We start from the raw sequence: 6,221 nt of genomic DNA on the forward strand, positions 1-6,221 counted from the left end.
CATTACACTGATGGTTCGTTAGAAAGGAGGAGGGCTTGGTGAGTTTTTTAGCTGGCTGGGTATCCAATATTATCGTATTTGTATTGCTGGCTACTGTAATCGATATGCTCCTTCCCAATTCAGCTTTACAGAAATATGCCAAAATGGTAATCGGACTTTTACTGATTGCGATTATCATCACTCCTATATTGGGATTATTCAATAAGGATTTCGACGAAATTCTGTCAGCGGCTACAAGTGAATTTGAAGATCAGAAAAAAAAAGATTTAGGAAATTTGACAGAAATGAAGAAAAAAGAAATACAAGCTACCCAGGGTGCATATATTTTAAAACAAATGGCTGTTGACTTACAGGCAGAAGTAGAAGAGGAGCTGATGGTGGATTATAACATGAAGATTAGTTCAATTGATGTAGGAGTCAAGAATGAGGAAGAACCAAGCATTGATGACTTGCAAAACATAACCATATCATTGGAAAAGGCAGAAGGGAAAGAAGACTCGGAGATAGAGGCAGTAGCGAAAATTGATATTAATGCAGAGAGACCGTCTTCATCCGATGATGCCAATCTGGATGCTGTCAAAAGGTTTCTGGCAACAAGTTGGTCTGTCGACAAAGAGATCATTGAAATCGCCGGGGAAAGGAAGTGACTGAGTATTGAATAAAGACAAAGGTCCATTATCCTGGCTGCAAAAACTTGTAAATAAAGACCCTGACCAAAAAGAGCCTAAAGAAAAAAAACCTTCCCTGTATGTCTATGCTCTAATAGTTGTCCTTTTGGGAGCAGGAATTATGATGGCAGGGAATTTGTTAACCACCAACCAGACTGGACAAACATCCGAAGTAAAGACGGTATTCAATAATAAACAGGATGATGATGGAGATGTAGAAACATTCGGCCAGAAGAATAAATCCGAATTCAAGACGACAAAAGATTATGAAATATATCTTCAGAATGAAATGAAGGAAGCGCTTGAATCCATCGCGGGTGTCGATGATGTAAAAGTCGTAATCTACGTGGATGCATCCGAGAAAAAAGTATACGAAAGAAATAAAGTCACTCAAAAACAAGTAACTGAAGAAACTGACCAGGAAGGCGGTAAAAGAACGGTTGAAGACACATCTGTTGATGAGCAGCTAGTCTTGATCAAAAGCGGTGAAAAAGAAGGACCAATCATTTCAGAAACAAAAAAACCTAGTGTACGAGGGGTCCTAGTGGTCGCTAAAGGGGCCGAAAATATTCAAATAAAGAAGTGGATTATCGAAGCTGTCACTCGCTCACTTGATGTACCAAGTCACCGGGTATCTGTTATGCCTAAAAAATAAGGGGGAAAATCTACATGTTATTAAAAAAACAAACCGTTTGGTTATTGACTATGCTAAGTCTGGTAGTGGTACTGTCTGTCTATTATTTAACCGCTCCTGAAGAAAATGCTGCTGATATGACAGCCACTGAACAGACAGAAAGTAAAACAGAGAGTAAAACGGAAAGCAAAGCAGAAAGTAAAACAGAAAGCAAGGGAGAAACTAAGAGTGATAAAGAGACCTCTTCTAAGAATGCTGCTGGTTCTTCTGTAACCATAGCATCAGGCGATGAGTTCGAATCATTAAGGATGCAGATTGAAGATGAACGGGCAAAGTTGAATGAAGAATTGACTGTGAAGATGGGCAATACAGAACTATCAGCTGAGGAAAGAGAAGATGCATATGCGAAAATCGAGCAATTAAGCGAGACAAAAGTAAAGGAAAATATCATCGAAAACCTAATTGTGGCCATGGATTATAATGCCGCACTCGTGCGAGTCGATGGAACGGATGTAAAAGTGAGTGTCAAAGCTGATAAACAATCAAAAACAGAGGCCAATAACATTATACGCCTCGTACGTAAAGAAGTGGATGATGCTCAAAATGTAGTTGTGGATTTCCAACCAGAAAAGTAATCATACATTCTAAAAAAAGAGCTGATACACAACAGTTTATAAATAAAAAAAATTAGAAGGGTCCTCTTTTTTAGAAAAAAGGGACTTTTTTTTTTGTTTTTTATCAGCATAAAACAACTGGGAAACTTTGGGGAAAAAGGTTTTTTGGTGTAAATTGATTCCGGTAATTCAAATAGAAATAGTGATATTGAACTTTCGTAATATTCTAGAAAAGTAATTAATGTAAATTTTTAGCTGATTTTCTTAGGTAATTTGGTGAAACAATCTAGAAAACGCTTACAATTTTTAAATCAAAAAATATTCACAATCTTATAATAAAGGTGTAATATAGGAGTATAGATATCGAGTTGCAACTAATCTATCATTGAATTTTTATAAGCTAATATTGTATGATGTTAGAAGCTGGTCATAAACTTTTCAGTCCTCTAAAGATAACAATATTTTAAGAAAGTGAAATTTCTGTTATAATACAGACGAGGTATTTATTCAGTCAATCGCTTTCTGGTTTAGAAAGCGGCTTCATTGTGAAGAATTGGACAAGGTATGGACATGCTAAAGTTAAAAGGTACATAAAATATTGCCTCAAAAAATTAATATCAAATTAGACAAGGGGTGCCACAAATGAAAGTGCAAGAAATTCGTGAAATTATTAAGCTAGTCGATCAATCTAACATCAGTGAATTCGTTTATGAAAATGAAGGAACAAAAATTAAACTAAAGAAACCTGAAACAGAATCAGTAGGACACCCAGCGGCTGCTCCAGAAGTTGTTCATGCTAAAGCAGCTGTTGAAGTTAAGCCTGTAGCAGCGCCTGCCCATGCAGCGCCAAAAGCTGTTGAACCAGCTAAGCCAACTGCTGCTGTAACTGAGCAAGAAAATTTACATAAAATCACTTCTCCAATGGTGGGAACTTTCTACCAATCTCCATCTCCGGATGCTGCTGCATACGTGAAAGCAGGGGATAAAGTTACAGCAGATTCTATTGTTTGTATCGTAGAAGCTATGAAACTTTTCAATGAAATTGAGGCCGAAGTAAGCGGTGAAATTGTAGAGGTTCTTGTAAAAGAAGGCCAACTTGTAGAATATGGTCAACCATTATTTTTAGTAAAGCCGGAATGAGGAGCTGTTTCTAAATGATCAAAAAGGTATTAATTGCCAATCGTGGGGAAATTGCAGTCCGAATTATCCGGGCATGCAAGGAATTAGGTATTGAAACTGTAGCGGTCTATTCAGAAGCCGACAAAGAAGCATTACATGTTCAAATTGCCGACGAAGCTTATTGCATCGGTCCTAAATTATCAAAAGACAGTTATTTAAATACAACGAACATTATCAGCACAGCCAAGAAAACAGGATCGGATGCTATTCACCCTGGTTATGGATTCCTTGCCGAAAATGCTGACTTTGCAGAGCTTTGCCGTGAATGTAATATCATATTCATCGGTCCTAGTCCCGAAGCAATCAATAAAATGGGGACAAAGGACGTAGCAAGGGAAACCATGCGCAAAGCTGGTGTACCGATTGTTCCTGGTTCTAAAGGAATTATTAAAGATACTGATGAGGGTGTAGCCCTTGCTAATGAAATGGGCTACCCTGTCATCATTAAAGCTACAGCCGGTGGCGGCGGTAAAGGTATCCGGGTCGCTAGAACGGAAGAAGATCTTATTAAAGGCATTAGCATTACGCAACAGGAAGCTGCTACAGCTTTTGGAAATCCAGGCGTGTATATTGAAAAATTCATCGAAGACTTCCGTCACGTTGAAATTCAAGTCATGGCTGATAATCATGGGAATGCAATCCATTTAGGAGAGCGTGATTGTTCGGTACAACGACGTTTGCAAAAACTGGTTGAAGAAACTCCTTCTCCTGCACTTGATGGTGAAATGCGTGCGGAAATGGGGCAGGCTGCAGTTACGGCTGCTCTTGCTGTTAACTACTCTGGTGCTGGTACAGTTGAATTTATTTATGACTATGTGAATAGAAAATACTATTTTATGGAAATGAATACACGTATCCAGGTTGAGCATCCAGTTACAGAAATGGTCACAGGTGTAGATTTGATTAAAGAACAAATCAAAGTTGCTTCAGGTGACAAACTTTCTCTTTCACAAGAAGATGTTACATTTAACGGTTGGTCAATCGAATGCCGGATCAATGCCGAAAATCCAGAGAAAAACTTTATGCCTTCTGCCGGTAAAATTCAAATGTATTTACCGCCAGGTGGCTACGGAGTACGTGTTGATTCTGCAGCATATCCTGGGTATACGATACCGCCATATTACGATTCTATGATTGCTAAATTAATTGTCCATGCACCGACAAGGGAAGAGGCAATTGAGAAAATGAAACGTGCTCTAGGTGAGTTTGTCATTGAGGGAATCAATACTACAATTCCTTTCCATATTAAGTTACTTCAGCATGACCAATTTGTTTCTGGAGAATTTAATACCAAATTCCTTGAAATATATGACGTAATGAACTCATAATGTAAAGGAAGACAGGAGGTGCTTTGAATGAGTGAAATGGAAGGCCAATTACTCGAAATGAATGATTACAATAGTGGACTAGGCAGAGTGGAGATTGCGCCTGAGGTGATAGAGGTAATCGCGGGTATAGCTGCATCGGAAGTTGAAGGTGTCGCACATATGCGCGGGAATTTTGCTACTGGCGTAGTTGAAAAGCTTGGCAAAAAGAACCACGGTAAAGGTGTTAAAGTAGACTTAACTGGAGAAACAATTAAAGTCGAGCTTTATTGTGTCATGAAATTTGGTGTTTCTATTCCGAAAGTTGCGCAGGAAGTACAAGACAACATTCGTGAAGCTTTATTAAATATGACCGCTATCGACGCGGGCGAAGTGAACATTCATGTTGTCGGTATAGCATTTGAAAACGCAAAACAGGAAGCGGATTACGAACAAGAAGTGTAATTAGCATCATTCAACTTACACCTGCAAAAACCCGGCAATAGGCCGGGTTTTTGTTTTTTTCTTTTTACCCCATCGATTACGTTCGTATAAAAAGCCTGCTTATAATATTACGTTAAATGAACATAATAAGGCGGTGTCTGGAAGTTTCCCTTTAATTCAAGGGTGATTTCTGTTAGAGTGTAAAAGATGAAATATGAGCATGAAAGCTAGGCAAGAGCTTTTTGACACTTTCGAAATGTATACATCTCTGTTGTGAATTAAACATATATAAGGTTTTCAATTTAACTTAAAAGCACCTTGGAAAAAATGTTATGAATAATAGGTGAGTGAGGGTCTTTTGACCTTAATATTAGTGAAATTTAGCTAAACCTTGAAAAAAAACAGCAAAAATCTTAATATTTTCGAAAAAAAGTTATTTAATGTTCGTTTGTTCTAGCATTTTCATATATAATAGTAGATGTTAAAGGAGTAAGATTATGAAAAGAAGAGTAGCCCGTGAAAAATCCCTTCAAGCACTATATCAGATAGATATCGCCAAGTCAGATGCAGAAGAAGCAATGGAAAGCGTTCTGAATGGCGCTCCTACTGATGAATATTTCAAAAAATTAGTTACTGGGATTACGGAAAATCGTGAACAACTTGATGGAATGATCAGGGACAATTTAGAGAACTGGACGTTGGAAAGATTAGCGAACATTGATCGGAATTTACTGCGTATCGCGGTTTATGAAATGGTTCACAGTGAAGATGTTCCTGTAAGTGTTGCTATGAATGAAGCTATTGAAATTGCTAAGAAATTCGGTGATGATCAATCGAGCAGCTTTGTGAATGCCGTTTTATCCAAGGTTAAGGTGAAAATCGGTTAAAGCAGCTGCCCTTTAAAAAAGGGTAATCTCAGCAATTTCTTTAGCAAAATTAACTTGGGAGGAAATATTACACATGTCAGCTCAAATCATTAATGGTAAAGAAATTGCAGAGGCAGTTAGACAGGAAATCAGTAAGGAAGTTCAACAATTACGTGAAAAAAATATTGTACCAGGTTTGGCAGTTATTTTAGTCGGTGACAATCAAGCTTCACAAACCTATGTGCGCAATAAGCAAAAAGCCTGTGAGGACTTAGGAATGCATTCTGTATTGATTAAAAAGCCTGGAGATTTAACTCAGGAGGAATTAATTCAGAACATTGATGAATTAAACCAGGATGATAGCATTCATGGTATTTTGGTGCAGCTACCATTGCCTGGACATATTCAGGAAAAAGCGATCATTGAAGCGATTTCCCCTGAAAAGGATGTTGATGGATTCCACCCGATTAATATTGGGCGAATGATGACAGGGCAGGATGCATTTTTACAGG

At 38.0% G+C, this 6,221-nt stretch carries 8 protein-coding genes; all 8 read left to right on the plus strand.

Annotation, left to right across the window (positions count from 1 at the left end):
• Positions 1-38: 38 nt before the first annotated feature.
• Positions 39-647 carry a stage III sporulation protein AF gene (spoIIIAF, locus tag AC1DUW_RS18795; RefSeq protein WP_053346918.1) on the plus strand — a complete coding sequence of 203 codons (609 nt, stop codon included), beginning with the start codon at positions 39-41 and terminating at the stop codon, positions 645-647.
• Between the two features lie 7 nt (positions 648-654).
• Entirely contained in the window at positions 655-1,323 is a 669-nt protein-coding gene (gene spoIIIAG / locus AC1DUW_RS18800) for a stage III sporulation protein AG (RefSeq protein ID WP_053346917.1), read from the plus strand.
• 14 nt (positions 1,324-1,337) lie between these two features.
• Positions 1,338-1,937, plus strand: coding sequence for a SpoIIIAH-like family protein (locus AC1DUW_RS18805; RefSeq protein WP_053346916.1), 600 nt, complete (start codon positions 1,338-1,340; stop codon positions 1,935-1,937).
• Positions 1,938-2,558: 621 nt separating this feature from the next.
• Positions 2,559-3,056, plus strand: coding sequence for an acetyl-CoA carboxylase biotin carboxyl carrier protein (gene accB, locus AC1DUW_RS18810; protein ID WP_477643186.1), 498 nt, complete (start codon positions 2,559-2,561; stop codon positions 3,054-3,056).
• A gap of 14 nt (positions 3,057-3,070) precedes the next feature.
• A complete protein-coding gene (accC, locus tag AC1DUW_RS18815; protein ID WP_053346914.1) occupies positions 3,071-4,423 on the plus strand; it encodes an acetyl-CoA carboxylase biotin carboxylase subunit in 1,353 nt (450 codons plus the stop codon).
• Positions 4,424-4,459: 36 nt separating this feature from the next.
• Positions 4,460-4,864: an Asp23/Gls24 family envelope stress response protein gene (locus AC1DUW_RS18820; protein WP_376106072.1), complete on the plus strand. Its 405-nt coding sequence runs from the start codon at positions 4,460-4,462 to the stop codon at positions 4,862-4,864.
• A gap of 476 nt (positions 4,865-5,340) precedes the next feature.
• A complete protein-coding gene (gene nusB, locus AC1DUW_RS18825) occupies positions 5,341-5,730 on the plus strand; it encodes a transcription antitermination factor NusB (RefSeq protein ID WP_053346912.1) in 390 nt (129 codons plus the stop codon).
• A gap of 73 nt (positions 5,731-5,803) precedes the next feature.
• Positions 5,804-6,221, plus strand: a 418-nt coding sequence (locus tag AC1DUW_RS18830) for a tetrahydrofolate dehydrogenase/cyclohydrolase catalytic domain-containing protein (RefSeq protein ID WP_477643187.1), incomplete at its 3' end; no start/stop codon positions are given.

This window comes from Peribacillus sp. P4_C12, assembly GCF_056402095.1.